Genomic DNA, 23,864 nt, shown 5'->3' on the forward strand with positions numbered 1-23,864 from the left:
TTTGTTTTATCGTGAAGATGACGTTGCATTACCGTCATACCGGCTGATCAGCTCATACGGTCTGACTTTATATAAGGCATGCGGGAAGTAGTGCGGATCCATGGCGTCGAGCGTCCGCAACTGGAAATGATCCCGTTTGATGTATTCACTCAGCGAGTCACGTGTCAGTGGGAAGAAGCCGATATCTGTTGTTTCGCCTTCTTGTGTCGTAAGTTCACCACCGACCGCTTTCCCGCGGAAGCAGACGCACAGGACGTGACTTGAGACATTTTGATAGATACCGGTAATTCCATCGATTGTGACATCAATCCCGGTTTCTTCTTTGACTTCTCGTTTGATCGCGTCAAGAATCGACTCATGATTTTCGACTTGTCCACCCGGCATCTCATACGTATCACCCCGGTGGAGGTTGCGAACGAGCAGGACTTCACCGGCATCGTTTGTGATGTACGCGGTCACACTGACGATGGCACGAGGAGGAGCGTACGTACCGGTCGCCGTCATGAAGTCTTCATACGACTTGATATAGAGATTTTTGCCGAGTCGGGCACGTTTTTTCATCGCTTCACGGCGTAAGGCACTGTTTCGGACATCACGATCGACTTGTTCGTAATGTTCACGGTCGCGGTATTCCCAGATAGCGATAACTTCATCTTCTGCTTCCGTCACCCAGCGACCAACGAGACGGGCACCATGACTGACTTGAAGCGGATACAGGTAGGTATGAAAAAACTCAGTGAATTCTTCTAGGCGTTCGGGACGAATCGTATAGGTCTTCCGGCGATGCAACATGGAAATTCCTCCTATCAGATGAGCGTTCGGATGTACGTTATACCCCTTCTCGAACGGATGGAGGAAACCCTTTTTCTCGATGTGGGAAAAGGATGTTTTATTAAACGATTGCGTATACATGTCATCCGGTCTAAGTGACTTTAAATCATCGATGATGATCTCTTTTGATCAGAAAAGTATAACTAAAGAAGAACTTAAGAAATGGATAGGGCTCAACTTCAGAAAAATCGGGGATACTGAATATAGAGAGAAACAGAAAGTAGGGATACGTGATGAATATCATGGCACTCGTCCGCCTGGCTGGCGGAATCATGTTCACCCCATTGTCGGACGATGTCTTGATGATGAGTTTTGCAGCACTTCGATTACGAGAGGGGATGTACCCGGTCGTCATCTGGCTGACCGCTTGGCCGGTCTTCTTCATCGCCTTTACGTGGTTTTATCTACTTGCTCGGTTCTTCCGTGAGATTCCGCTCGTCAAACGCTGGATGAAATCACGTTTCTTAGAACGAGCAGAAACAATCATTGAACGACGGGGATTATGGGCAATCGGACTATCGTTCTTCTTACCCGGCGTCAGACACCCGATTCATTATGTCGCCGGACTCCTCGGTTATCCGTTACCGCGCTATTTAGTAATGACATTCTTAGCAGCAGGCGTGTATACAGGACTGTGGACATTCATCATCATTCGAATCGGAGAAGCTGTGACGTGGTCGGAACTGTGGAACTGGCTACAGGTGAATCCTGGTGTCATTGGATCAATCATCGTGATCCTCATTGGAGCAGCGGTCATCGGAATCGTCCATCATCATCGTCAAAAGCAAGCGTTAGAAGAAGAGTCCTCGATGTAAATCACATATAAAACGGCGAATCCGATAATGGATTCGCTTTTTAGGTTAAAGTTTGGTTTTATGAATAAGGATAGTTTTTTGAAATAAGAAGTAATCTACAAAAAAAGTGAAATCATTGTCAAAAAATGACGCACATCACTTCTTAAAAGCTACCTGATTTACACACTGGATTGGCAATTTATCGTCACAAGCCAGTGCGTGGAAATGGATTGTAACCGCTTATACTAAAAGGTGTTCACAGAGTGGACATATTTTCTGTCGAAGGAGGATACATATGAATCTCATGCAGACGGAAGAGACGGTCAAAAAAGCACCGACTTCTTCTGCTTACCGGACGATTTGGCGGTGGCACTTTTATGCTGGTATCATTTTTGCACCGTTCCTCGTCATGCTTGCCGTGACAGGATCGATCTATCTATTTAAGCCGCAAATCGAAAACGTCCTGTATCAATCGTATTATGAAGTTACACCAAAAGCGGATCGCATCACGGCGACAGAACAAATCAATCGCGTCAAAGCGAAGTATCCGGACGCGCTCGTTACGTCATACCGACCGGGTGAATCGGACGATCGATCCAGTGAAGTGAACATCTCGTCACCTAAGATGTCGGCGACAGTCTTCGTCAATCCGTACTCCGGGAAAATCATCGGAACATTATCGGATGATGACCGGATCATGAACAAAATCGAAGAGATCCACGGAGAGCTGATGGCAGGAACGACAGGCGACCGGATTGTCGAACTTGTTGCGTGTTGGGCGATTGTTTTGATCGTGACAGGATTATTCTTGTGGTTCCCGCGTAAGCAAAAGGGGCTGTCAGGTGTTTTGTTCCCACGTCTTCGTCAAGGCAAGAAGTTATTTCGTCGTGACCTCCACGCCGTTCCGGCATTCTGGATCACAGCAGGAATGTTATTCCTCATCCTGACAGGTCTTCCGTGGTCTGGCTTCTGGGGGACGAACTTCCAGTCACTCGTCACGAACCAAGGTCTTGGTTATCCACCGTCCATCTGGGGTGGGGAGGCACCGACGTCAACGCTTCAAACGAAAGATATCGCAGAAGTCCCGTGGGCTGCCGAAACACTTGATGTCCCGCAATCAAAAGTCGAAGGAGCCGTCCCGGCTTCGATCGATGACATCGTTGCGATCGGCAAGCAACAGGGAATGGACCCAAGCTTTAAAATCAGCATCCCGAGTGATCCGAGTGGAGTCTACACCCTGTCCGCGTATCCCGCAAAGGCACAGGATGAAGCAACGATCCATCTCGATCAATATTCCGGTGCCGTCCTCGCTGACTATCGCTATGACAATTATGGCGTCGTCGGGAAGATCGTCGCGACCGGAATCACGCTTCACAAAGGAACGGAATTCGGCTGGTTCAACCAATTGATCAGCCTATTGATTTGTCTTGGGATCATTCTCGTAGCAGTCAGTGGTTTCTATCTGTGGTTGAAGCGAAAACCAAGTAAGGGGATGGGGGCACCAAAAGGTCCGAAAGCATTCATGTTGAAAGGATTCCTCGCTGTGCTTGTTGTGCTGGGAATTGTCTTCCCACTTGTCGGACTCTCGTTGCTCGTCGTCTGGTTACTCGATTTCCTCGTCATTCGTCGTATTCCGAGTGTAAGGAGGTTCTTCAATGCGTAAATCGATGCAAACATTCGTGCTTGGTGGACTGCTCGTCACGACGACGAGTCTTGCCGGCTGCGCCGTTGATTCTGATGCGGCGGAGCAGTACGCAGTCGTTCATCCGTTATCGATCAAAATGAATATCCCAAAAGACGTACAACCGGACGCAAAGAAAAAGCAAACGTTCGAAGCGACGGTTTGGCGTGAAGCGAAACCGGCTCAAAAAGTCGACTATGTCCACTTCGAAATCTGGAAAGCAGACGGAACAGTCCGCTATAGTATGGAACCGGCAGAAGAGACGAAGCCGGGTGTCTACACGATTGCGAAGACATTACCGAAATCCGGCTTGTATTATGTCAAAGCGCATGCGAGCAGTGAAGGTGCGATGATCATGCCGACACGGCAATTCATCGTCGGAAAACTGTCGGCGCAGGATTTAAAAATCTTACAAGGTGGAGCAAAACCCGCTGGTGGAAGTAGCGGTCACCATCATTAATAGGAGTATGAAAAAAGAGAGAGCGGAATTTTCCGTTCTCTCTTTGTGTATTGAGGATCAATCATCATCACCGTGACCACCATGATCATCGCCATGATCATCGGAATCGTCATCGCCTTCATCCCCAGAATCATCCGATGCACCATCGTCATCCGCGTGTTCATCTTCCGATTCAAGCTCTTGTCCATTGTAGAACTTGACTTGGACTTGTAATGTTTTAATGTTTGGCAATTGAAGTGCCTGAGCTACTAACGTTAATAATTCCTCTTCCGTCATCGATGGCGTGACGAGAAGGCGGTCTTTTAACGTCGCGACATCAGTGATGCCAATCTCATCTTTAAAACGAAGTTCTTTCCGTTGGTGTTCATTACTGTAGCGCCACTCGAACTTTTTCTTGTTCGTATCCGTTACTTTAATCATGATCCGCTTGAGTTCTTGATTATTTCGAACGCCGTCATGATCCGTATCTTCCTGATCATCTCGTGTTCCATCCTGATCGCTATCGGCTTTTGTTGGATCAGAACCGAGTTCAAACTCATCTTCGTTGATAAGCGTATCTCGATCCCGGTCTTCTTCATTGTCTTTGATGCCATCACGATCGGAATCCTTTTTCAATGGTTGCGTACCGACGATGAACTCTTCGCGTGTCGTTAATCGATCCTGATCTTGGTCTTCTTTATCATCGTAAATACCATCTTGATCAGAATCCTTTTTCAATGGATTCAGATGCGCTGTGTATTCTTGTTGATTCGTAAGGGAGTCGCGGTCCGAATCCTCTTTCCCATCCTTGATTCCATCACGATCGGAATCTGATTTTGTTGGGTTGAGACGAAGTTGATATTCCTGTGCATTCGTCAAACCGTCGCGATCGTGATCTTTTGTTGCGACTTGTTTTCCATATCCCAAATGATATTGTTTTTGCCAAGCATCCGGGATGCCATTTTTGTCTCGATCGACTTGCACGACAGATTTTTTCTTCGATTTACTTTTTGCTTCGACCGGTCCGACTGCTTGCGAGACGACGAGGGAAGCGAGCAATGCACCAATGACGATTCGTTTCATGATTCCACTCCTGTTCTAAAAAATAAAAGATGCGGTTATAAGAAGATTCTAATGAATTGATTAGAAAATAAGTCAGCTGTTTCGTGAAATGAGTAAATAAAAACTAAAAATAATGAAAGTACTACATAAGTTTATTTCTGATTAAAAAATATTTTAAATAAAAAATGTAAAAAGATAAAACCATTTATGAACTCCATACGTTATCTATGTGAAGTCCAAAAAATCAAAGGGGTGTTCATAAGATGAAGATGAAAAAGTCGTATCTCGCTGTTCCGCTAAGTGCCGCATTGTTGATTCCAGCAGCAGGTGTCAGTGCACATGGTCATGAGGACCATAGTAAGATGTCTCACAGTTCAGGAAAAGTCTCACTAGATGTCTCCTCTCCAGCATCGGATCTGCGAGCGACACTCGATCAAATTCTATCTGAACACGCATATCTCGCAGTCGTCGCGATGCAAAAAGGAATTGATGGTAAAAAAGATTTTGAACAAGCAGCAGGCGCATTGAATCAAAATACGGATGATTTAGCGGCAGCTGTCGGTTCTGTCTACGGTGACGATGCAGGAAAAGCGTTTAAAGATATCTGGTCGAGCCACATCGGTTACTTCGTCGATTACGTCAAAGCGACTGGAGCAAAAGATGAACATGCTAAACAAAAAGCATTGAAAGATTTGGATGAGTATCGTGTCGAACAGGCTGCGTTCCTCGATAAAGCAACGGAAGGACGTCTGAAGGCAGCGGATCTCGAAGCCGGACTAAAAGTCCATATCACGCAACTGTTAACATCGTTTGATAGTTACGTTGCTGGTGATTATGACGCTGCCTACAGCAATCTACGTGAAGCAATCGAGCATATGTATATGGTCGGAGAAGGATTATCTGGTGCGATCGTTGATCAGTATCCGGACAAATTCAAAAATACGAAAGTCGATACACCAGCAGCTGATCTTCGTGCCGGGCTCAACCGGAACTTCTCAGAGCACGCAGCGCTTGCGGTGCTCGCGATGCAAAAAGGAATTGACGGTGCAAAGGACTTTGACGCGGCAGCCGGTGCCTTGAGTCAAAATACAGATGATTTGTCGGCTTCAATCGGTTCCGTTTATGGCAGTGAAGCAGCACAACAATTCAAGAAAATCTGGTCGAGCCATATCGGCTACTTCGTCGACTACGTCAAAGCAACAGGTGCAAAAGATGATCAAGCACGCGACATGGCTGTAAAAGAACTCGATGAGTACCGTGTCGAACAAGCAGCATTCCTCGATGCTGCAACGGAAGGACGCTTAAAAGCAAAAGATTTGGAAGAAGGACTAAAGGTCCACATCGACCAACTCTTACTCGCCTTCAATAGCTACAACGAAAAAGATTACGACAAAACGTACCCAGCGATTCGTGAAGCGTACGCGCATATGTACGGCGTAGGGGAAGGAACAGCGACAGCAATCGTCGATCAGTTCCCAGATAAATTCAAAGGTGCACCATCTGGTATGCCGAACACAGGTCTCGGTGGTATGCAAGCAGCATCATCGGCGACAGGTATCGTGTGGTCATTGCTTGGTATTGCCGCAGCATCGATCCTTGGATTGTTCGCACTCCGTCGTCGCCCGCAACAATAAAGGACGACCCGCTGGAAACAGCGGGTTTTCTTATACACATCAAGTTGAAAGGAGGTAAACGACATGCGTATCATCCGATTTGCACTTCTATTCCTCATTTGTCTGCTTCCCATCTCCGTTGAAGCACACACGAGTTTCAAAAGTTCCAATCCGGCAGAAGGAGCGGTGTTATCAGAGCCCGTCAATCGAATCCGCTTGACGTTTAGTGAGGCTGTCGAAAAGACGAGTACCTTACGTGTAGTGGATACGAACGGTGTCGAACAGTCGCTTGCGAAACCGCTCATCATCGGGAATGAACTCAGTGCCGTCGTCTCGAAACCATTGAAAAAAGGACAGTACACGATTAAATGGGCATCGATTTCAGATGATGGTCATCCGGTCAAAGGGACGATTCGTTTTACAGTACTGGGTACGGAAAAAACTGAGGCGAAGACAGTTGAAAAGGCGGAGCCGATGGAAACAAAGGCAGCGGTCGTCCCAGAAGCTGAGCCTGTTTCAAAAGGACTCGTTCCGACACTACTTCCTTGGATTGTTGGTGGACTATTAGTCAGCATCGTCTTACTTCTCTTATTCCGTCGTCGTTCGATATGAGTGCGTTTCTAGGAGAACTGCTCGTCTACCTGGGTGGAGCGATTTGGATGGGTTATCTGGTGTTATGCTTCATCTCAACGAAACACAAACCGCCATTAATGGATGGTACGTCATGGGCGGTAGCGGGGCTCGGAATGCTTGTTCTTGGAACAAGTATCCCGGTCATCGCTGCCGTTCGTTTTCTGCTTTCGACGCAAACGATGATGGGGGCTCTACGAACGGGGTTACTTTTGCATATCGGTCAAATGTTTCTTGTCGTTTACTTCGCTGTCTTACTCCTATTGATCGTACTTGCTTGGCGAAAACATTGGTCCGTCTTACTCGCACTCTTGACGATCCCGATATGGATTGGCATTGCAGGAACGAGTCATGCCGCAGCGAAATACGGGGCGCTTGGGTGGACGCTTCAGTTCAGTCACTTCTTATGTGTGACGGCTTGGATCGGTGTCGTGTTTTGGGTAGCTGTTGGTGCCCGTTCGACCGAGCATTGGTCCGCCTTTTTAAACTGGTTCAGTCCGTTTGCTCGGATTGCTTTTACCGGTGTCATCCTGTCAGGTCTGTTACTGATGCAACTGGCGATTCCGCTTGAACGTTATCCGAATCTATGGGGCGTGCCATACGGTCAAGCCATGTTGCTGAAGCATCTTTTGTTGTTGCCGCTTTTGTTCTACGCCTTTTGTAATGGCACACTTGTCCGGCGTCGGTTACGTTTCGACTCGACATACGATCCGCGTCCACTACTCCGGATGGAAAGTATTATTTTAATACTTCTGTTCATGGCGAGCGCTTCACTCAGTCGTCTGGAACAACCGACGCTAGGGCAACTACCGGTCAGTGGTCCAGCAGGGGACGGGTGGGTCTTGATGATTGGGATCGCCACCTTACCACTGCTCTTACTCGGATTCAGACGACATGCATTGGGTGTCTTGCTAAGCCTTCTTAGTGTCAGTCTGATCTACCTTGGACTACTTGCGACAGGGTGAACACGAAAAAACAAGGTAGCGGAACTATCCGCTACCTTGTTTGTCGTGGTTTTATTTTGTCGAAACGGCGCAATTCGTGGCCTTCGCAAGAATCTTCGAATAGGCCCGGGCGCCCTTAATATTCAAATGAACACCATCCGCTTCAAAATAAGATGGGTGTTTGATAGCAGTGGCATGCCAGTCGATCAGTTCGACCCGTTTCCGCTTTGATGCCTCTCGTAACATCTGATTGACTTCTGCTTCCCACGGGCGTGGCACCCGTGCTGTCACGAGATAGATGTGATCGGCATTTGCAAATTGGTCGAGTAAGCTATTCAACTGATCTTTGCGGAAGCTGCCGTTCGTTCCAAGATGGAGGATGACTTGGCGTCCATGTTGATTGTACGACGCATACTGCTCACTTAGCGGAATCGCTTCTCGTAGCTGTCGACCGAGTTTCGCATCAATCGTCAGTTGTTTGAGTGTACTGCCGAGATAATCTTCGACACCGAGCAGGACGGAGTCACCGATCGCAAGCGTCGGTCGACAAATTTTTCGTTGATCAGGTTTTGCTTTCGGTGTCGTCGGTTTGAGGACCGGTTTCGGTTTTTCTTTTGGCGCCGCTATCTTATGGAAGGCGGGTTCTGGCTTCGGTGTATCGGAAACAGCAAGAATCGATAAGTTACCAATGAAGCTGACGATAAGGATCGTCAACACGGCAACACTCGCCCACTGTACCGTTGAGAACTGACGTAACTGTTGCGGATGTAGCGATAAACGCTTCAAGTAACCAGACAATCCGTGTTGACGAATCGGACGCTCGATGAAGCGATACGACGCTTCTGTTAACGCAACAAGAATAACTATGATCAATATAGTCCGTAGTACCGAGAATGTTCCAATTTGCTCGACCGGTGTCAGCAACGTGATGACGGGAAAATGCCATAGATATAAGCCGTACGACCGTTTGCCGATCGCAATAAGTGATGGATGCGCAAACCAACGACTCCAAATCGACGCCGGATGGGCGATCGTAGCAATCAATAGGGCGGCAAGGAGCGAAACGATGAAAAAGCCACCGCGGTATAAAAAGCTTCCGAACTCACTCGTGACAACCATCAGTAAAAGTAAGAGTGGCAACGTGACAGCACCTGTTTGATTCAACAATCGAACACCACGTTTTGGGATATCAATCTTAAAGCGGGTCGGTTGCCACGCGAACGCGAGCAAGCTCCCGATCAATAAGGCGAATAATCGTGTATCGGTACCGTAGTAGACACGACTCGGATCCTCACCCGGTGTGAATTGAATCGCCATCGCGAGCACGGATGCGCCGATCGCGACACCAATCAATTGAAGGAACAGGCGACGATTTTTCATGCCGAACCAAAGTAGGATCGGGAATAGCAGGTAGAACTGTTCTTCGATCGCGAGCGACCAAAGGTTTTGGATCGGTGACGGTTTCCCGAACGACTCGAAATACGAGACGTCATGGAAGATATACCACCAATTTGTTCCGTAAATAAGCGCAAAGGCACTATCTTGACGAACTGTATGCAATAGCTCGCGTTCAAAGACGGTTACATATCCGAGAACGAGTAACAGCATGACGAATAGAGCTGGGAACAAACGACGGAAACGATGAATCCAAAACCGTTTCAAATCGAGGCGCCCGGTCGTTTGCCACTCGCGTAACAAAAGACCAGTAATCAGGTAACCGGATAGGACGAAAAAGAGATCAACACCGAGGAAACCACCAGAGAAGAATGAAACAGATAAGTGGTAGAGAATGACAGACAGGACAGCGAAAGCACGTAAGCCGTCAAGCCCTGGCATATATGTAATCGAACGAGACGAGGATTTCATAAGACACGAACAACTCCTTTAAAACGACAACTAATTTCTAACAGTCTTTAGTGTATCGAATTCCAATTTCAAAGAAGTGTCTAAGAAGTAACAACCTAGCCCAAAAAAGCACCCGACGAGAGCATCGGATGCTGACTTACGAATGACGCGGAAAACGACACGTGACGGAAAAGCGGTTGTCTGCTGAAGTGAGCTGGACACTTCCGTGATGGCGCGCCATGATTTGTTGAACGATCGACAGACCAATACCGGAACCGCCGGAAGAACGCGATGCGTCAGACGTTCCGAACGGCGTCAGTCACGCGTTTAGTTCCTCTAGCGTATAGATCGTTTCAATCGCATTCGAGCAAATCAGTTGGATGCCTTGTGCTCCTTCTTTGATTGAAATCCGAAGATCACCGATTCCGTGAAGTGTTTCTTTAAAAAAATCAAACATGAAAACCCTACTTTCCGTTGAGTATAGCATGTAGTATGCACGTCGTCCCTTTCGAAAACAGGAGGAGAATTCTTAACTGAATCTTAAACAGATCAATGCCTGATTTTCGGCGACATCGTAACCGGACAAGCCGTTATACTAAAGGCAAAGGAGGAGAAAGCGATGGAACATCACACGTATTATGAAGCACTCGTTCGACGAGACGTGACGTACGAAGGAACGTTTTTCGTCGGGGTCAAGACGACCGGTATTTTTTGCCGCCCGACATGTCCGGCACGAAAACCGAAGGCGGAGAACTGCGAGTTTTTCGAGACGGCGCAAGAGGCATTGCTCGCTTCCTATCGACCGTGTCGGCGGTGTCATCCGCTCGCTTATCCAGGCGATCACGGTACGGTTCAACGTTTGATCGAAGCAGTCGAGGCAGAACCAGATAAACGGTTCAAAGAAGCTGATTTCCGAGCACTTGGTTTGGACGAATCAACAGCACGGCGCCAGTTCAAGAAACGGTTCGGGATGACGTTCGTTGCCTATGCTCGGGCACGGCGGATGGGGTTAGCGATGAAAGAGATTCGGACTGGGAAGCCGGTCATCGAAGGGCAGTTAGCAGGAGGCTATGAATCAAGCAGTGGTTTTCGTGAAGCGTCAGCACGGATGCTTGGGGAAGCACCGTCTCGTTTTGACGGACAGGTCTTGCGCGCGAAATGGCTCGATACACCGCTCGGTTCGATGCTTGCGATTGCGGATGAACAACACTTGCATCTCCTTGAATTCGTCGATCGACGGGGACTTGAGCGAGAAATTGAACAATTGCGTCAAAAAGCGCGTGCTGTCATCGTGCCTGGGGAGTCACTCGTCTTTAAACAGATTGAAGGGAAGCTCCGTCGTTACTTCAAAGGAGAACCGGTCTTGTTTCAGACGCCACTGATGCGGTACGGAACGCCCTTTCAACGCCGCGTCTGGGAAGAACTTGAACGGATTCCGAGTGGCGAGACGATCTCGTATCAAGAACTGGCAATCCGAATTGGTCAACCAACCGCCGTCCGCGCTGTCGCACGAGCAAACGGAGCAAATCAACTAGCAATCATCATTCCATGTCATCGGGTCATTCGAACGAACGGGGATTTAGGTGGATACGCTGGGGGACTTGCACGCAAGGAAACATTGCTCAAACTGGAGCGTACACGGAAGGGACTAGATATAGGATGAGTTTGATTAAAGATGTGTTTTCACCGAGTTGGCTCGATGAATTAGAAGAAGCGGTCGACGTACCAGACTTTCGCAGACGAGTCGAACGCAAGGACTGGGACGAGCTTGCGTTTAAACAACGCGTCCGTCGTGTTGCGGAGACGCTAGAATCCGTCCTGCCACCGTTTCCGGACTCGGTGCCGGAGCTAGAGCGACTCGCACCGCAGTTTACCGGACTACCGGGAATTGTTTTTCCCGAGTATGTCGAACGGACAGCAACACTCGTTGACTGGAAGCTTGCGTTAGAGACACTCGTTAAATTGACGCCGTATTCGACGTCTGAGTTCGCTGTCCGGCGTTTTCTACTCGCTGATCAAGAGCGTTATCTCGAGCAAGCACTCATGTGGGCAACATCAGACGATGAACATGTTCGGCGCTTAGCGTCGGAAGGGACACGACCGCGTCTGCCATGGGGACAAGCGATTCCGAGTCTGATTGCTGATCCGCGACCGGCGTTACCGGTTCTTGACGCGTTACTACAGGATCCGTCACTCTACGTCCGAAAAAGTGTCGCCAATCACTTGAACGATATTTCAAAGACACATCCGGAATATCTGATTGAGCGGATCGAACGTCATTTAGGAACAGATCCGAACACGGACTGGATTTTGCGCCACGCCTCCCGGACGTTACTCAAACGCGGAAATCCAGAAGTCTTACAATTGTTCGGTCACGTTACGCAAGGTGAGGTCGAGATTACAAATTTAGTCGTCTCGCCGGTTACGATTGGCGGAGAGCTCGACTTCTCGTTCACCGTGACGAGTTCTGTTCCACAACGTTTACGCTTGGAGTACGCGATCGATTACGTCAAACAACGCAGAACGAGTCGGAAGGTGTTTCAACTGCGGGAGCGGGAAGTTAAAGGTGTCTTACAAGTCGAAAGACGCCAATCGTTTCGGAACATGACGACGCGTGTCCATTATCCTGGTACACACACATTGACGATTTTGATTAATGGAGAGGCTTACGCGACAGCAACGTTTGAGGTCGAGGAGGAGAGCTGAATGCAAGGACGGCATCCGGATTTTAAAACGTCACGATTATTTGTCGAAGCAACGGATGAAGAATCGGGTTGTAAGTGGACGTTGCATACGATACGTGAGAAAACGATCATCGGAACGATTATCTTCACTTGGAATGCATCCACCGGAACCTTACGTTACACGACGACTGATGAGGACGATCGGCACGGGTACATCACAGAAGCCTTGACGTCGATTTTGTCTTATCTCGCACGGACGTTATTACTGACGCGTGTTTATAGTGAAGCGGGCAGTGACACGGTCTGGCGTCGGAACGGATTTCAGTTGCAGGCGAATCGATATGCACGCGAACTTCATCATTAAAGCCCCGTCTGCTGAGCAGAACAGGGCTTATTTGTGATTAGACCGTTGTTTTCGACCAGTTGAAATGTTCGCAAATCGCTTCAGCGCTTTCACGCGCACTTAACTGTTCCGTATCAAGAAAGAGGTAATTGACGTCCGGCAATTCGCCTGGTAGCGAGCGTGTCCGGTATCCGTCCGCCGTCTCGCGTAAGTCTTGTTCAGAAGCAGCGAGGTCGCGCTTCGTCACTTTGTGCGTCAATCGGTTTTCGGTCGTGTTCCGGTGCAGACGGGTCGCGACCGGCGCATCCAGTTCAACGATATAGACGTCAGCACCTGCTTGTTCGAACAACTCAACCGTTTCTTCGATGAACTCGAGACCACCACCTTCGACGCCGAATAGACAGAGGAATGTAAACAGGACACCTTCAAGCGAACTGTTCGCCATTTCCTTGAACATCTCGCGCCGAATCGTATCTTTTAAGCGGTGATGGGCGGGTTCAGAGAAATCAAAGTAAGGCAATAACAAGTCGATCGTCTGGTGGTTATGGAAGACTTTCATCTCCGTCAACCGTTCGATTTCCTGACCAATCGTCATCTTTCCGACTGCTTGGGGACCAAGTAACAAGACAAATTTCATGGACGAACCTCATTTCCTTTTTCTGCTAAGAATAGCACATTCCGATGAGTGACATCACTAGAACGTTTGTTCGTAATTTGGTATAATTCAGGTATGAAGTCCCGTCGTGTCCTTGTCTGAAGGAGGACAACTATGCAAGAGCAATGGAAGGCCGTCATCGGCTATGTAGGTATATATGAAGTCTCGTCACTTGGTCGCGTAAGGTCGCTTGATCGGACAATCGTGACGTGTCGCGGCGTCCGACAACGCCGAAAAGGTGTCTTGCTCCGACCGCGGCTCAATCGGGAAGGATATCGGAAAGTCACGCTCTATCAACGGGGGCGAGGAGAACGAGTGCAGGTCGGTCTACTCGTTGCGCAAGCTTTTCTGACGTTCGACGTTACGGAAGCGCGACTCGTCCGACGTAACGGTAAACGAGCTGACGATCAGTTATCGAATTTAGACGTTCTGCCTTCGATCGATCAGCAGTATACCGAACTACTTGGTGAGTTTGATCTCTTATTAGAACAACATGTGACACTGTCATCATTCCAGATTCGAGCGATTCGCGCCCAATATGAAAAAGGGAAGACGATTCGTCAACTGGCGGAGCAGTATCAGGTGACTGAGAACCGGATTCGCAATATCATCGATAAAAAGGAAGCACGTTATATCGGCTGAGAATAGAGGAAAAGAGCGCTTGCCAGGAATGGCAGGCGCTCTTTTTGTTAAGACGACGATTCGCTCGAGCGAACGGTCTGTTGCAACGAACTGATCCGTGACTCGAGTACCGCGCTATGTGTCTTCAATTCCGTTTGCTGAATGACGTGGTGTTGCATTTGATCCCCGAGTACTTGGCTATAGGACGAGAGCTCTGACATCAACTTTTGGACAGATTGTAGATGCTGTTGCATATTCGACTGGACTTCTGCGACGATTTGACGTTGGTGTTCAACGGTCCCCAGTGTCGTCTCGATCGTCGTCGCTTCAGTCAGCATCTGTTGCAAGTGCTCTGTTGCCGTCTCGAGCTGTTGTGACGTCGAGAGAAACCGTTCCGTCATCTGCGAGAGCGCTTGTTCGACTTGATTGAGCCCTGTCGTCCACGTCTGATTGACCTGACGGATGTGGTCCGTACTCGTCCGGATATCGATGGCTAGTTTTTCGACTTCCTTGGCCACGACCGTGAAGCCACGACCGGCTTCGCCAGCACGAGTTGCCTCGATTAGCGCATTTAGCGATAGGCGGCGCGTCTCTTCAGCGACACGCTGGATGTGGGAAATCGAGGTCTCCATCTGCTGCTGTAGATGTGAGGTCTGTTGCAAGATTTGCTCTGTCGTCGCGGATTGTTCCTTCAGCAAGTAGCTTTCTTGTTGTAATGTCCCAAGTGTCGTGTGATTCGTCTGAACAGTCTGTTGAAAACGAGTTACGGCACGTTGGCTGTTCAGAAGTGTCGTTTGCATTTCGCTTAACGCATCGTGTCCTTGGGCAGTCAAACGTGTGGAGGCGATGATCGTCTGATTCATCTGCGTCGATTGCGAAAGTAAGGAACCGGCGACTTCATCGACGGCATGCACCGATTCATCCATCGCGGATAAGTGCGATGAAAAGTGGGGCTGGACGGATTCAAGTTCCTGACTGGCTTGTTGCATTTCGGCCGTCAAATCCCCAATCTGTTGCATCAATTGATTGTATTGAAACGTCAGCTGTTGTAACTCAAAGGTCGTCGTCTTAAGTGTTAACGGACGATACGATCGCTTCGCATGGGCTTCTTCAATCTGTAGAGCGAGTTTCGATAACGGTGCTAGTTGTCGTTGAATTCGCCAGCGGATCAAGAGGCTGATGCTGACAAGTGTGATCACGCTCACCCAGATGAGTGTCCAAGCTAAATCTCGAGCAGGAGCGATTAATTTATCGCGATCGGTCGTCAGCAAGATGACGTCATCAAGTTCCGGAATCGTCATCGCGACAAGAAACTGGTCTTGATTTGAAAAGGCATATGTACGAGCTGTTTTTAAATGCTGTAGTAGTTGTTTCCGTTTTGCTGGGTCGAGTGTCAACGGTCGGAACGCCTCACTCGTGTTCAGGCTCTGAAAGCGAGTCGTGTAGTCATCACGTGATAAGTCGGTTCGCTGTTGCTGTTGCAATCGTTTAATGGCACGCGTACGGTCTGTTGCGTCATTCGGATATGCGAGAAACGTTGCCCGGACGTTCACGTCAAACATCGTTAATTCGCGCATCAGCCGTTCCTCAGTCGCTGCGACGGATTGTTGGTACGACGCGTAAACACTCAGACCACTGATCACGATCAGTCCGATGGCGACGATCGGAATCAGCCATCCATTTAATTGTTGTGCCAGTAATCGTTTTTTCTTTGGCATAAAACATCTCCTCCCGTATTCCTATCGGGAGGAGATAGCTCAACATGTATGAAGGCGTTGTACGACTTGTGTAAAGGTCTTGTGAATCTAGTTCACGTAAATCGGAAGGACAGTCGCAAGATGTGTCATAAGTGCTTGTGTCTCTTCTTTTGGTTCAGACGTGACATAAATGATCAATGCAGCAGCAACGATGACAAAGATGGCAATGACAAGAATGATGAAGAACGGCATCTTACTTTTTCGTTTTTCGGCTTGACGGTCCATGAAAGATTCCCCCTTAATAATGTATACGATAGATATATTTAAGGGATTCCCTGTTCATTACTTTAAAAACACGACAACTGTCCGGTAATGAAAAAAATACTGCCTTGTCTGACGAGAGCGTTGGACAAGACAGTATATTACGTTCAACTAAGGAGAGACCAGACGTCATATCGCTCAAAATCAGCCAAAATATTTGGCGCAATCAACTGACGGATCATTTCTTCGTCCGCCCAGAGATAAGCGTCGTGTTCTGCGGATAACTGAACGCTCGTCTGGTTCGTCGAGCAGACGTACATCAACAAAATGATTTGCCGATCGGGATGCGTTAGGAAGCTAGAGGCATAGAGTAGACGTTCTGGCGTAACCGTCAACTGTGTCTCTTCTTTTATCTCGCGAACAAGGCTGTCGAGCGGCAGTTCACCGAAGTCGATCTTTCCACCTGGACATTCCCATGTTCCGCCGCCGAAGTCAGCGACAGCCCGGCGGACGATCAAGAGACGTTGCTCGTGAATGATGATGCCTTTGACGGCAGGGACGATCGCCGTCATCTGACGGGACTCCGCGATAACACGACGGGATCGGTTCCTTCTGTTTCAATCAGGTACTGATCGCACAGATAGATCCCGCTTGCGTCGGCAAGTCCGAAGGCACGGCTCGTGCCTTCTTCCGTAAAGGATTGCACGAGGTGGGCGGCTTCGCCCCACGTCTCGTAATGCACACAGACGACCGCGTCTTTCAGCAGGGCAAGACCAGGCAAGCGAAGACGTCGATTGTCGCGTTGGTCGATCTCCGGAATCACACAACGTTCGGGTGAAACGAGGGCACCGGCAGAAAAGCCAGCGACCGGAACACCGTTTACGAAACGCGACTGGATGATGTCACCAATCGGTGTCGCGACCAAGTATTGCTGATACAATTCGGTCTCGCCACCGGAGAGGATGACCCCTTGACATTGCTGTAGTTGCGCAAGCTGTTCATCCGTTGGCGCGTCAGACAGTGGTAGATGGACGAAGGACGCAATACCCTCTTCCTGCAACGCTTCCGTATAGATCGAGGCGTAGGTCACCCAGTCCTTACCAGTACGTGGGACATACAGAATCGCGACCGGACCACCATTTGTTAATGCAGCAAACCGTTTTCGCAAATTCGGTGTAAATGGAGGACCGCCTCCAAATAAGAATAAATGAGTACGCATGAAGTCATCCCTCCAACTATGTATTAGAAAAAGTATAGCAGAAATCAATCAATTGGAAATATGTTGGTAGAATGATTGTCTGCGGAACCACGTGTGATGTTGTTTCCGTTCTTGAAAGAGAACGAATAGTACGAAGGTGATGACGAGACCGCGTCCAATCCATGGTAAGACGAGAAGACCGTAGTTCATCGCAGCGAACAGCTGGAGCAAGAAGCGGCGCTTACTCGGATCCCGCAGATACGTGAGCAGTGGGAGTTGCTGGTGCGTTTTCTTGAATAGTCGCAGATGAAGGAAGGGTCGCTTTCGATGAGACGGCTTCGGTAAGGCACCGTTCAACTCAAGGACGGTTGTTGATAAACTCGACTGTCGTTTCATCGACAACAGAATGTCCTCCGTTAATCCGTCCTCACGTCGTGACCAGTGCCGGACATGGAGAGATCCGAACAGTAACACACCCAGTGCGACAACGAAGAGAACAGGGTGCGGTTGAAGCCAAAGCAGGAGCAACAGGGAGATGCGTCCTGCTGCCAGGAAGAGATGACCGCTCCATTTCCGCAAGAATTGTTGCCCAGATAACCGGTATGTCCAGAAGCTAAAGAACGGTTGGAGTAAAGAAAGCACGAGACTAGTCAGCAGTACGGTGATACTGGATTGGTCAAACCGGATGTGATGTAGCGGGAAACAAAGTAGATGTAAGCCGGCCGTTAATAAGAAAATCCGCACGAAGTGATAGCGAACAGAATACCGCTTCATTCGGACGATCGCTCCAGAAACCGGTTTGAAGAAGAGACGATCCGCCGGTTCGAACCAAGCATAAAAGACGGGCAGGAATCCATACAGAATCCATCCGAGTAAAATCCAAGCGACCGGAACCGTTTGCACCCAGTCCGCTTGACCATTTAAGATCTGAATCGTCTCATAGATGAGGAACAGACCGACTGGAACGACAAGATACAGCAAGATCGTCCAGTCGAAAATTTCCCGAAAGAAGCGACGTTGTTCCGCGTGCCGTCGACGGATCCGTTGCATCAGAAAGGTTTCAATCATGCTTGAGTACCATCGCTTCCATGATGTCGAACAAGCGAGCGCCTGGCTGACCAGCGGCTGCACCGATTTGAGCGAGTGTTCCTTGATGTTTGATGCGTCCCTGATCAATCCAGACGAAGTCGTCACACAGCCGTTCCGCGGAATCAAGGACATGAGTGACGAGCAGAATCGCCACGCCACGCGTTCGTTCTGCTTCAAGTACATGCAATAACCGAATCGTCGCGACCGCGTCGAGACCGACGAACGGTTCATCGATGATCAAGCAGTCCGCGCGTTGCATCAAAGCACAGACGAGCATCACCTTCTGTTTCATTCCTTTAGAAAAAGAGGACACATAGTCACCTGTGACAGTATGCAGTTCGAATGTCTTTAAGAGTCGTTCTGTGTAAGCGTGATCTGTCTCGTGAAGTGAGGCGACCAGCTCAAGGTGCTCGGCAAGCGTCAAATATTCATAATAGGTTGGCTGTTCCGGAATATAGGCGAGTGAGACCGGTAAATCGATCTCTCCTTCGACCCAAGGCAGCGTACCGAACATCGCTTGAATCGTCGTACTTTTTCCCGCACCGTTCGTACCGATCAAACCGGTGATGGATCCAGGGTGTAAAGAAAACGAAATCTCTTGTAAGACGGGTTGACCGACGTCATAACCGGCTTGTTGAATGGATACATGCATGTGAAACATCTCCTTTCACTACATCTACTGATAGAAGAAGAAAAATGTTTCACAGCAACAGAAATCAGCAGAACCATAGTAAAAAATGTAACAGGTTAAAAATAACAAATGGGCTATAATGGAAATATCAATTTTAGAGGATGATCACGGTGCAAACAGTCGAACGAATTTATTTCCGTGAGTCCGGCATGGGAAGAGGACAGACGTTTTGGTGGGACCGTGCAAGTCGGACGGTTCGTGCGGAAGATGAGGAAGAATTATTAGGTCAGTGGTATCCGAAGGGGCGTCTCTTTGATGAAGAAGAGCATCCATTATTCAGAAAGCTGACAGAAGAGGACATCTACTTAATCGACATGTGGTCGGATCGGTTCGATGCAGAAGTTTGGCGAAACTATCCGTATCCTCAAGGCGTTATGATTTGTGACGGCACGGATTGGGAAATTCATGTGACGACAGAAAATGGTACAGAGAAACTTTCAGGATCAAATATCTATCCATCTGGGTGGTGGATGATTCGGGAACTTTTATACGGTTATTATGATGCCGGGAGTAATCGAAAAGATGAAGAATGGGAGGATGAACAATGAAACGAGCACTATTGTATCTGATTCCGTTTGCGTGGTTAGGACCTTATCTTGATTGGAAAGAGGGTTCGATATTAGGGTATGCCTTATTTTTGTTTGGACTTGGTGTTCTATCGTATTCACTTGCGCGTAGTGGAAAACCGAAATACATCGTCATCGGCAACATGGTTTCGTTTGCAATTTCGTACGGGATCGCACTCATTGTAGGGGAAGGATACGGCGAAGGATACTTCAAGCCATTGACAGCCAGTCAACTGGTTCTTGGAGTCAGCGCCTTGAATCTGGTCGTGCAAATACCGATTATGATGAATGCGATTCAAAACAAAGTGATGAAAAAGGAGTTAGGTGAAGAAGGCAGATAGTATTTAATCACTCTAAGTAGAAAAAACGCTACGCAACGAGTGCGTAGCGATCAGATTACACGAGTCCTAAGATCTCGACTTCGACCAATGCACCTTTTGGTAGTTCCCTCACAGCGATACAAGACCGAGCTGGGAAGTGATCATGTGGTGCGAAGTAATCGGAGTAGATCGTATTAAAAGAAGCGAAGTGTTCCATGCTCGTTAAGTAGCATGTTGTCTTGACGACGCGGTCTGGTGTCAGTCCTGCCTCTTTCAGAATGGCATCGACGTTTCGCATGACTTGTTCCGTCTGCTCGGTGATCCCGCCTGGTACGAGTTCACCCGTTGCCGGATCAATCGGGATTTGACCGGAAGCATAGAGTGTTCCGTTTGCGATGAAGCCTTGTGAATATGGACCGATTGCAGCAGGGGCGTTCGGTGTGTCGATTTGTTTGAATGTAGACATGAAAAGAACCTCCTCTTATAAAATACATATGTACGACACCGAGTGATTCGACTCGGATATCCCTCAACCCTTCAAAGGAGTGAATTGATATGCCACTTTATCATAAATTAGTTCGAGACGCGATTCCAAATATCATCGACCAAAACGGGAAAAAAGCGACGTTCCAAACGCTGGACGAACATAAATTCCTAGTGGAAGCGAAAAAGAAATTACATGAAGAACTCGCTGAATATGAGGAAGCAACGACGGACGCAGACGCTGTCGAGGAGTTAGCTGATTTACTGGAGCTGATCCAAGCGTTAGCGAAGACACATGGCGTGACTGTTGAGGAAATGGAAGCCGTCCGAGCGAAGAAACAGCAACAACGCGGTGGATTCGAAGAACGCCTCTACCTGATCGAGGTCGAGGATTGATCCCGGAAGCGAAGCTGACGACGCATCACTTATATGACTCACTCGTCGAAGCCATTGATTTGGCAGAGGAAGTCTATATCGTCGCAGCGTTTGCCCAGAAGTCAGGTGTCACCTTGCTCGTCCCGGCATTTCGTCGTGCCTTGCAACGAGGAGCCGAGATTCGGCTGTTGATTGGCGACTATCTACACATCACCGATCCAGAAGCATTGGCGCAGTTGCTTGCGCTGGATGGGTTGTCAGTTCGCTTTTATCGGTCAGGCAGACGCTCGTTCCATCCGAAAGCGTATCTGTTTCGAAACGCAGAGACTGGCTTATCGATCGTCGGTTCGTCGAACATCTCGAACAGTGCGCTTCGGTCCGGTATTGAATGGAACGTTCATCTACCGCAAGCTGTCGCACCACAAATCCTTGATGATGCGATTGATGCCTTCATGGATCTTTATCTCAGTGAATCGGCAGAAGAACTGAATCCGGTTGTCTTAGAAACCTATCGTCAAGAGTACGCGGCACGTCAATATGTCGCGGAACCAGAAGTCGAGTATGACGAAGGAACGGTCGTCGTTGCACAAGAAATCCTGCCACACCGGGTGCAGGAAGAAGCGCTGCACGCGTTACGGGAAACAATGGAAGAAGGGCGAACACGGGCGTTGACAGTGCTTGCAACTGGACTAGGAAAGACTTACCTTAGTGCGTTCTTTGCGGGAGACTTTACACGAGTCCTGTTCCTGGCACATCAAAAAGAACTGTTACTACAGGCCGAGCGTTCGTTTCAAAAAGTCAATCCGGCGTGGCAGACCAGCTTTTATATCGGCAGTGACCGGACCGTCACGGAGACGACAGAGATTGTCTTCGCTTCCGTCCAGACGTTAGCGCAAAAGCGTCACTTGGACCGTTTTGCAACGGATCAGTTTGATCTCATCATCGTCGACGAGTTCCATCACGCGGCAGCGACAAGTTACCGGAAGATCATTGATCACTTCACGCCCTGTTTCCTGCTCGGTCTGACGGCAACACCAGACCGAATGGACGGTGCGGATGTCTATGCGATCTGTCATCATAACGTTGCTTTCCAGATGCACTTCACAGCAGCGATTGCTGAAGGGTTTTTGACGCCATTTCATTATTACGGCATTCATGACACGATCGACTATTCCCAGATTCGACGAATCGGTCGGACTTATGATACATCGGAACTCGAGCATCGACAACTTGATCGTGAGGTCGCAGATAATATCTATCATTCATGGGAGAAGCATCGTCAAACGAAGACGATTGGCTTTTGTTCGTCGATCAAGCAGGCGGAATATTTGGCGCAAGTATTTCGGGATAAAGGAACGACAGCATTTGCACTGACAGGGCAGACGACGAATCGTGCAAAGTACATGCAAGCATTCGAGCAAGGCGAAATTGACGTTCTCTTTACCGTCGATTTATTCAATGAAGGTGTCGATATTCCGAAAGTCGATACACTGCTGTTCTGTCGACCGACTGAATCGATCGCCATCTATACGCAACAAATCGGACGTGGTTTACGCTTAGCACAAGATAAATCGCACTGCGTCATCATCGATTTGATCGGGAACTATCGTAACGTCGAGACGAAATTGAAACTACTTGGGACGATGAAAGAGTCGTTCAAGCGAGGAGAGACAGAACCGATTACGCCACCACCTGGCTGTGTGATTGAGTTCGATACGCGAGCACTGGAACTGATTCATCGACTCAGGCAACCAAGCCAGCGGAAGTTACGACTGATTGAGCAATACGAGCAAATCAAATACGAACTCGGTCGTCGACCATCCTATGTGGAAATCGGAGAATATGCGGCAGTTCCGCAAGGCTATAAACAAGAGTGGGGTTCTTACGTTGGGTTCTTGAAGGAGCATCAGGAGTTATCAGACGAAGAGGTCAAAGCGTACGATGCAAATCGCGAATTGATCGAGCAGGTCGAAAAGACAATCATGAACCGGAGCTATAAGATGGTCGTCTTGCTAGCGATGCTTGAGCGGGGCGAAGAGCGCTGGATGGAGCCGATTACGGCCGAAGAAGTCGCGCCGTTCTTTTATGAGTATTTGCATGCGGAGAAGTATCGGGAATTGAAGGATGCGCAAACGGCTGAGTTAAAAGGACCATTTGATGCAGCAAAAGTAGAACGGTTATTGAGGAAAATGCCGTTTCCGAAGATGGGGAAGCCATTTACATTTGATGGAGACGTGTTATCAATCGCAAGCCAAACATCAGGACGGGAACTATTTAACGTCATAAAAGACATACTTCATTTCCGATTGCACATGTATTTTTCGAATTAATGGATTAGACACGCTATGAGCTGAATATAACAAGAAGCAAGGGAGAGAACATAAATGGCGATATATAAGTATTATGCAGTACTGACAAAAATAGAAGAAGATGAAGAGTTTAGTGATGAAGGTAATGATGGATACGATGTTTCTTTTCCAGATTTAAATAATGTATTTACGTATGGAGAGACGTATGAACATGCACTTTTCATGGCGAAAGATGTTTTAGAATTAATGTTAGAGAGTATGTTGACGCATGGAGAAACGTTTAATAATCCATCTACATTACAGCAGTTAAATCTTAATGATTCAAAAGAAGCTCATATCGAATTGATTGAAGTGGATGTAGAACCGCGACCCGATTCAAAATTAGCGACACCAGACTCTTATTTATTGAAGTATGTGGATGCGAGAAATAAAGACGTTGAGATTGGCTTAGATAGTAAATTTTTGATGGAGTCTATTACTCGCGTACTGGATGCAGGAGGAACAATCATTTCTCTAGGTGATTATGATATGGATGAAGATGAGGTGTTTTATACAGGGCGGGTCGTAAAATGACACTAATATAAGATGAATAAAGATATGATTACTCGCTTCATAAATTAAATAAAAAATTCATCTAGAAAAAATAGTGAATTAATAATCTGTAATGAAGGTAGAAGAACGCTATTTTTAACGGAAATTCTATTATTGTGTAAGGAAATATAAAAAAGACTTT

28 protein-coding genes are annotated in these 23,864 nt (G+C 48.0%); 15 read left to right on the forward strand and 13 right to left on the reverse strand.

From position 1 onward, the window contains the following. Positions 1 to 6: 6 nt before the first annotated feature. Positions 7 to 792 carry an NUDIX domain-containing protein gene (locus B2U10_RS04835; RefSeq protein ID WP_290785987.1) on the reverse strand — a complete coding sequence of 262 codons (786 nt, stop codon included), beginning with the start codon at positions 790 to 792 and terminating at the stop codon, positions 7 to 9. 272 nt (positions 793 to 1,064) lie between these two features. Between B2U10_RS04835 and B2U10_RS04840 the strand changes: the two genes are divergently transcribed. The 3 genes from B2U10_RS04840 to B2U10_RS04850 all read left to right on the forward strand — a co-directional run bounded on the left by B2U10_RS04840 (position 1,065) and on the right by B2U10_RS04850 (position 3,766). Continuing rightward, positions 1,065 to 1,646 (forward strand): DedA family protein, encoded by a 582-nt coding sequence (locus B2U10_RS04840; RefSeq protein WP_290785989.1) that lies wholly within the window; start codon positions 1,065 to 1,067, stop codon positions 1,644 to 1,646. Positions 1,647 to 1,920: 274 nt separating this feature from the next. Further along, positions 1,921 to 3,288: a PepSY-associated TM helix domain-containing protein gene (locus tag B2U10_RS04845; protein WP_056064001.1), complete on the forward strand. Its 1,368-nt coding sequence runs from the start codon at positions 1,921 to 1,923 to the stop codon at positions 3,286 to 3,288. Next, positions 3,281 to 3,766 (forward strand): FixH family protein, encoded by a 486-nt coding sequence (locus tag B2U10_RS04850; protein ID WP_035411256.1) that lies wholly within the window; start codon positions 3,281 to 3,283, stop codon positions 3,764 to 3,766. The genes B2U10_RS04845 and B2U10_RS04850 overlap by 8 nt, the downstream gene beginning before the upstream one ends. A gap of 57 nt (positions 3,767 to 3,823) precedes the next feature. On the opposite strand, the gene B2U10_RS04855 is transcribed toward B2U10_RS04850, so the two are convergent. Next, positions 3,824 to 4,828 (reverse strand): hypothetical protein, encoded by a 1,005-nt coding sequence (locus tag B2U10_RS04855; protein WP_290785991.1) that lies wholly within the window; start codon positions 4,826 to 4,828, stop codon positions 3,824 to 3,826. A 242-nt stretch (positions 4,829 to 5,070) separates the two neighbouring features. Between B2U10_RS04855 and B2U10_RS04860 the strand changes: the two genes are divergently transcribed. The 3 genes from B2U10_RS04860 (at position 5,071) to B2U10_RS04870 (ending at position 8,015) form a co-directional block, all read left to right on the forward strand. After that, entirely contained in the window at positions 5,071 to 6,441 is a 1,371-nt protein-coding gene (locus tag B2U10_RS04860; protein ID WP_290785994.1) for a copper amine oxidase, read from the forward strand. A 63-nt stretch (positions 6,442 to 6,504) separates the two neighbouring features. Next, positions 6,505 to 7,032 carry a copper resistance CopC family protein gene (locus B2U10_RS04865; protein WP_290785998.1) on the forward strand — a complete coding sequence of 176 codons (528 nt, stop codon included), beginning with the start codon at positions 6,505 to 6,507 and terminating at the stop codon, positions 7,030 to 7,032. Between the two features lie 47 nt (positions 7,033 to 7,079). Beyond that, positions 7,080 to 8,015 carry a copper resistance D family protein gene (locus B2U10_RS04870; protein WP_290786001.1) on the forward strand — a complete coding sequence of 312 codons (936 nt, stop codon included), beginning with the start codon at positions 7,080 to 7,082 and terminating at the stop codon, positions 8,013 to 8,015. A 51-nt stretch (positions 8,016 to 8,066) separates the two neighbouring features. Here the strand turns inward: B2U10_RS04870 and B2U10_RS04875 are convergent, their stop codons facing one another. The 3 genes from B2U10_RS04875 to B2U10_RS04880 all read right to left on the reverse strand — a co-directional run bounded on the left by B2U10_RS04875 (position 8,067) and on the right by B2U10_RS04880 (position 10,296). Continuing rightward, on the reverse strand, positions 8,067 to 9,860 hold the full coding sequence (locus B2U10_RS04875) for an acyltransferase family protein (RefSeq protein WP_290786004.1): 1,794 nt from the start codon (positions 9,858 to 9,860) through the stop codon (positions 8,067 to 8,069). 136 nt (positions 9,861 to 9,996) lie between these two features. Then, positions 9,997 to 10,158 carry an ATP-binding protein gene (locus B2U10_RS15540; RefSeq protein ID WP_313533213.1) on the reverse strand — a complete coding sequence of 54 codons (162 nt, stop codon included), beginning with the start codon at positions 10,156 to 10,158 and terminating at the stop codon, positions 9,997 to 9,999. Next, positions 10,159 to 10,296, reverse strand: coding sequence for a hypothetical protein (locus B2U10_RS04880; protein ID WP_290748191.1), 138 nt, complete (start codon positions 10,294 to 10,296; stop codon positions 10,159 to 10,161). Between the two features lie 162 nt (positions 10,297 to 10,458). On the opposite strand from B2U10_RS04880, the gene B2U10_RS04885 reads away from it, so the two are divergent. The 3 genes from B2U10_RS04885 to B2U10_RS04895 are packed head-to-tail and all read left to right on the forward strand — an operon-like array spanning position 10,459 to position 12,887. Then, positions 10,459 to 11,502, forward strand: coding sequence for a bifunctional transcriptional activator/DNA repair enzyme AdaA (locus B2U10_RS04885; protein WP_290786007.1), 1,044 nt, complete (start codon positions 10,459 to 10,461; stop codon positions 11,500 to 11,502). Continuing rightward, positions 11,499 to 12,545: a DNA alkylation repair protein gene (locus B2U10_RS04890; protein ID WP_290786010.1), complete on the forward strand. Its 1,047-nt coding sequence runs from the start codon at positions 11,499 to 11,501 to the stop codon at positions 12,543 to 12,545. The genes B2U10_RS04885 and B2U10_RS04890 overlap by 4 nt, the downstream gene beginning before the upstream one ends. Continuing rightward, complete coding sequence (locus B2U10_RS04895; protein WP_290786013.1) at positions 12,546 to 12,887, forward strand: GNAT family N-acetyltransferase; 342 nt, start codon at positions 12,546 to 12,548, stop codon at positions 12,885 to 12,887. It abuts the gene before it with no gap. Positions 12,888 to 12,924: 37 nt separating this feature from the next. On the opposite strand, the gene B2U10_RS04900 is transcribed toward B2U10_RS04895, so the two are convergent. Beyond that, positions 12,925 to 13,503 carry an AAA family ATPase gene (locus tag B2U10_RS04900; RefSeq protein WP_290748180.1) on the reverse strand — a complete coding sequence of 193 codons (579 nt, stop codon included), beginning with the start codon at positions 13,501 to 13,503 and terminating at the stop codon, positions 12,925 to 12,927. Between the two features lie 132 nt (positions 13,504 to 13,635). Here B2U10_RS04900 and B2U10_RS04905 point away from each other — a divergent pair, with 132 nt between their 5' ends. Continuing rightward, positions 13,636 to 14,163, forward strand: a complete 528-nt coding sequence (locus tag B2U10_RS04905) for an NUMOD4 domain-containing protein (protein WP_290786016.1) — start codon at positions 13,636 to 13,638, stop codon at positions 14,161 to 14,163. Positions 14,164 to 14,210: 47 nt separating this feature from the next. Here B2U10_RS04905 and B2U10_RS04910 read toward each other — a convergent pair whose 3' ends face one another. The 6 genes from B2U10_RS04910 to B2U10_RS04935 all read right to left on the reverse strand — a co-directional run bounded on the left by B2U10_RS04910 (position 14,211) and on the right by B2U10_RS04935 (position 19,039). Next, positions 14,211 to 15,860, reverse strand: coding sequence for a methyl-accepting chemotaxis protein (locus B2U10_RS04910; RefSeq protein ID WP_290786019.1), 1,650 nt, complete (start codon positions 15,858 to 15,860; stop codon positions 14,211 to 14,213). Positions 15,861 to 15,947: 87 nt separating this feature from the next. Further along, a complete protein-coding gene (locus B2U10_RS04915) occupies positions 15,948 to 16,124 on the reverse strand; it encodes a hypothetical protein (RefSeq protein WP_023466867.1) in 177 nt (58 codons plus the stop codon). Positions 16,125 to 16,267: 143 nt separating this feature from the next. After that, positions 16,268 to 16,672, reverse strand: a complete 405-nt coding sequence (locus B2U10_RS04920; RefSeq protein WP_056063969.1) for an NUDIX hydrolase — start codon at positions 16,670 to 16,672, stop codon at positions 16,268 to 16,270. Continuing rightward, positions 16,669 to 17,319, reverse strand: a complete 651-nt coding sequence (locus B2U10_RS04925; protein WP_290786022.1) for a Type 1 glutamine amidotransferase-like domain-containing protein — start codon at positions 17,317 to 17,319, stop codon at positions 16,669 to 16,671. Before B2U10_RS04925 ends, B2U10_RS04920 begins: the two co-directional genes overlap by 4 nt. A 48-nt stretch (positions 17,320 to 17,367) precedes the next feature. Then, the gene (locus tag B2U10_RS04930; RefSeq protein WP_290786025.1) at positions 17,368 to 18,366 is read right to left on the reverse strand and encodes an ABC transporter permease; all 999 of its coding nucleotides are present in this window, start codon (positions 18,364 to 18,366) and stop codon (positions 17,368 to 17,370) included. Continuing rightward, positions 18,359 to 19,039, reverse strand: a complete 681-nt coding sequence (locus B2U10_RS04935) for an ABC transporter ATP-binding protein (RefSeq protein ID WP_290786028.1) — start codon at positions 19,037 to 19,039, stop codon at positions 18,359 to 18,361. Before B2U10_RS04935 ends, B2U10_RS04930 begins: the two co-directional genes overlap by 8 nt. 149 nt (positions 19,040 to 19,188) lie before the next feature. Between B2U10_RS04935 and B2U10_RS04940 the strand changes: the two genes are divergently transcribed. Next, a complete protein-coding gene (locus B2U10_RS04940; RefSeq protein WP_290786031.1) occupies positions 19,189 to 19,626 on the forward strand; it encodes a hypothetical protein in 438 nt (145 codons plus the stop codon). After that, on the forward strand, positions 19,623 to 19,985 hold the full coding sequence (locus tag B2U10_RS04945) for a hypothetical protein (protein ID WP_290786034.1): 363 nt from the start codon (positions 19,623 to 19,625) through the stop codon (positions 19,983 to 19,985). The genes B2U10_RS04940 and B2U10_RS04945 overlap by 4 nt, the downstream gene beginning before the upstream one ends. Before the next feature lie 55 nt (positions 19,986 to 20,040). Here the strand turns inward: B2U10_RS04945 and B2U10_RS04950 are convergent, their stop codons facing one another. Next, positions 20,041 to 20,430: a RidA family protein gene (locus B2U10_RS04950; RefSeq protein WP_290786037.1), complete on the reverse strand. Its 390-nt coding sequence runs from the start codon at positions 20,428 to 20,430 to the stop codon at positions 20,041 to 20,043. Between the two features lie 89 nt (positions 20,431 to 20,519). On the opposite strand from B2U10_RS04950, the gene B2U10_RS04955 reads away from it, so the two are divergent. From B2U10_RS04955 to B2U10_RS04965, 3 genes are read left to right on the forward strand one after another with little or no spacing between them, the layout of a single operon-like run. Then, positions 20,520 to 20,843 carry a nucleoside triphosphate pyrophosphohydrolase gene (locus B2U10_RS04955; protein WP_290786040.1) on the forward strand — a complete coding sequence of 108 codons (324 nt, stop codon included), beginning with the start codon at positions 20,520 to 20,522 and terminating at the stop codon, positions 20,841 to 20,843. Next, positions 20,840 to 23,152 (forward strand): DEAD/DEAH box helicase family protein, encoded by a 2,313-nt coding sequence (locus B2U10_RS04960; protein ID WP_290786043.1) that lies wholly within the window; start codon positions 20,840 to 20,842, stop codon positions 23,150 to 23,152. The genes B2U10_RS04955 and B2U10_RS04960 overlap by 4 nt, the downstream gene beginning before the upstream one ends. Positions 23,153 to 23,206: 54 nt before the next feature. Next, positions 23,207 to 23,704 (forward strand): type II toxin-antitoxin system HicB family antitoxin, encoded by a 498-nt coding sequence (locus B2U10_RS04965; RefSeq protein WP_290786046.1) that lies wholly within the window; start codon positions 23,207 to 23,209, stop codon positions 23,702 to 23,704. Positions 23,705 to 23,864: the final 160 nt, after the last annotated feature.

The sequence above is a fragment of the Exiguobacterium sp. UBA7533 genome (genome assembly GCF_002479335.1).
Lineage (GTDB): Bacteria > Bacillota > Bacilli > Exiguobacteriales > Exiguobacteriaceae > Exiguobacterium_A.

Bases quoted from the DNA above. Each gene is read 5' to 3' on its own strand.
- B2U10_RS04855 (WP_290785991.1), bottom strand. From the start codon at position 4,828: ATGAAACGAATCGTCATTGGTGCATTGCTCGCTTCCCTCGTCGTCTCG.
- B2U10_RS04955 (WP_290786040.1), top strand. From the start codon at position 20,520: ATGCCACTTTATCATAAATTAGTTCGAGACGCGATTCCAAATATCATC.
- B2U10_RS04850 (WP_035411256.1), top strand. From the start codon at position 3,281: ATGCGTAAATCGATGCAAACATTCGTGCTTGGTGGACTGCTCGTCACG.
- B2U10_RS04895 (WP_290786013.1), top strand. From the start codon at position 12,546: ATGCAAGGACGGCATCCGGATTTTAAAACGTCACGATTATTTGTCGAA.
- B2U10_RS04920 (WP_056063969.1), bottom strand. From the start codon at position 16,672: ATGACGGCGATCGTCCCTGCCGTCAAAGGCATCATCATTCACGAGCAA.
- B2U10_RS04865 (WP_290785998.1), top strand. From the start codon at position 6,505: ATGCGTATCATCCGATTTGCACTTCTATTCCTCATTTGTCTGCTTCCC.
- B2U10_RS04840 (WP_290785989.1), top strand. From the start codon at position 1,065: ATGAATATCATGGCACTCGTCCGCCTGGCTGGCGGAATCATGTTCACC.
- B2U10_RS04890 (WP_290786010.1), top strand. From the start codon at position 11,499: ATGAGTTTGATTAAAGATGTGTTTTCACCGAGTTGGCTCGATGAATTA.
- B2U10_RS04875 (WP_290786004.1), bottom strand. From the start codon at position 9,860: ATGAAATCCTCGTCTCGTTCGATTACATATATGCCAGGGCTTGACGGC.
- B2U10_RS04900 (WP_290748180.1), bottom strand. From the start codon at position 13,503: ATGAAATTTGTCTTGTTACTTGGTCCCCAAGCAGTCGGAAAGATGACG.
- B2U10_RS04925 (WP_290786022.1), bottom strand. From the start codon at position 17,319: ATGCGTACTCATTTATTCTTATTTGGAGGCGGTCCTCCATTTACACCG.
- B2U10_RS04950 (WP_290786037.1), bottom strand. From the start codon at position 20,430: ATGTCTACATTCAAACAAATCGACACACCGAACGCCCCTGCTGCAATC.
- B2U10_RS04915 (WP_023466867.1), bottom strand. From the start codon at position 16,124: ATGGACCGTCAAGCCGAAAAACGAAAAAGTAAGATGCCGTTCTTCATC.
- B2U10_RS04965 (WP_290786046.1), top strand. From the start codon at position 23,207: ATGGCGATATATAAGTATTATGCAGTACTGACAAAAATAGAAGAAGAT.
- B2U10_RS04860 (WP_290785994.1), top strand. From the start codon at position 5,071: ATGAAGATGAAAAAGTCGTATCTCGCTGTTCCGCTAAGTGCCGCATTG.
- B2U10_RS04910 (WP_290786019.1), bottom strand. From the start codon at position 15,860: ATGCCAAAGAAAAAACGATTACTGGCACAACAATTAAATGGATGGCTG.
- B2U10_RS04930 (WP_290786025.1), bottom strand. From the start codon at position 18,366: ATGATTGAAACCTTTCTGATGCAACGGATCCGTCGACGGCACGCGGAA.
- B2U10_RS04935 (WP_290786028.1), bottom strand. From the start codon at position 19,039: ATGCATGTATCCATTCAACAAGCCGGTTATGACGTCGGTCAACCCGTC.
- B2U10_RS04905 (WP_290786016.1), top strand. From the start codon at position 13,636: ATGCAAGAGCAATGGAAGGCCGTCATCGGCTATGTAGGTATATATGAA.
- B2U10_RS04870 (WP_290786001.1), top strand. From the start codon at position 7,080: ATGGGTTATCTGGTGTTATGCTTCATCTCAACGAAACACAAACCGCCA.
- B2U10_RS04880 (WP_290748191.1), bottom strand. From the start codon at position 10,296: ATGTTTGATTTTTTTAAAGAAACACTTCACGGAATCGGTGATCTTCGG.
- B2U10_RS04885 (WP_290786007.1), top strand. From the start codon at position 10,459: ATGGAACATCACACGTATTATGAAGCACTCGTTCGACGAGACGTGACG.
- B2U10_RS04945 (WP_290786034.1), top strand. From the start codon at position 19,623: ATGAAACGAGCACTATTGTATCTGATTCCGTTTGCGTGGTTAGGACCT.
- B2U10_RS04845 (WP_056064001.1), top strand. From the start codon at position 1,921: ATGAATCTCATGCAGACGGAAGAGACGGTCAAAAAAGCACCGACTTCT.
- B2U10_RS04835 (WP_290785987.1), bottom strand. From the start codon at position 792: ATGTTGCATCGCCGGAAGACCTATACGATTCGTCCCGAACGCCTAGAA.